This window comes from Billgrantia kenyensis (assembly GCF_013697085.1).
Classification (GTDB): Bacteria; Pseudomonadota; Gammaproteobacteria; order Pseudomonadales; family Halomonadaceae; genus Halomonas; species Halomonas kenyensis.
In genome coordinates this window covers 1-1,283 of record NZ_JACEFT010000064.1, presented here as the reverse complement: position 1 = coordinate 1,283, position 1,283 = coordinate 1, and the positions used below count along the sequence as shown (strand labels likewise).

The window sequence follows — 1,283 nt, the reverse complement described above, 5'->3', positions numbered from 1 at the left end:
ACAGTCTGCTCTTTAACAATGTGAATCATGCTGACAAGTTTTCTCCGCAAGGAGAAGACGAAAGTGATACGTCTCAAGCGTATCCGGCAATTGTCGTACGTAATCGCGGACCAGACCCTTTCGGGTTATATGGTCAAGCGATTAAGCGCATACGGTGGATGCCTTGGCAGCCAGAGGCGATGAAGGACGTGGAAGCCTGCGATAAGGCTCGGTGAGGTGGCAAACAACCTGTGACCCGGGCATTTCCGAATGGGGAAACCCACCCAGCACAAGCTGGGTATCCCGCACTGAATATATAGGTGTTGGGAGGCGAACCGGGGGAACTGAAACATCTAAGTACCCCGAGGAAAAGAAATCAACCGAGATTCCCCCAGTAGCGGCGAGCGAACGGGGACTAGCCCTTAAGCGGCACAACTGATAGGCGAACAGGCTGGGAAGCCTGACCATAGTGGGTGATAGTCCCGTAGCCGAAATCTGAGTGTCGTGAAATCGAGTAGGTCGGGGCACGTGAAACCTTGACTGAACATGGGGGGACCATCCTCCAAGGCTAAATACTCCTGGCTGACCGATAGTGAACCAGTACCGTGAGGGAAAGGCGAAAAGAACCCCGGAGAGGGGAGTGAAATAGATCCTGAAACCGTATGCGTACAAGCAGTGGGAGCCCCTTCGTGGGGTGACCGCGTACCTTTTGTATAATGGGTCAGCGACTTATTTTCAGTGGCGAGCTTAACCGAATAGGGGAGGCGTAGGGAAACCGAGTCTTAACTGGGCGACCAGTCGCTGGGAATAGACCCGAAACCGGGCGATCTATCCATGAGCAGGTTGAAGGTTGAGTAACATCAACTGGAGGACCGAACCAGGATCTGTTGAAAAAGATTTGGATGACTTGTGGATCGGAGTGAAAGGCTAATCAAGCCCGGAGATAGCTGGTTCTCCTCGAAAGCTATTTAGGTAGCGCCTCACGTATCACCACCGGGGGTAGAGCACTGTTTCGGCTAGGGGGCCATCCCGGCTTACCAACCCGAGGCAAACTCCGAATACCGGTGAGTGCCAGCGTGGGAGACACACAGCGGGTGCTAACGTCCGTTGTGAAAAGGGAAACAACCCAGACCGTCAGCTAAGGTCCCGAAATCCTGGTTAAGTGGGAAACGATGTGGGAAGGCTCAGACAGCTAGGAGGTTGGCTTAGAAGCAGCCATCCTTTAAAGAAAGCGTAATAGCTCACTAGTCGAGTCGGCCTGCGCGGAAGATGTAACGGGGCTAAACCAGGTACCGAAGCTACGG

General features: G+C 53.5%; 1 rRNA gene. It reads left to right on the top strand.

Going from position 1 to position 1,283, the window contains the following annotated elements:
- Positions 1–131: 131 nt before the first annotated feature.
- Positions 132–1,283 (top strand): 23S ribosomal RNA (locus H1D44_RS20500); the annotation flags it as partial.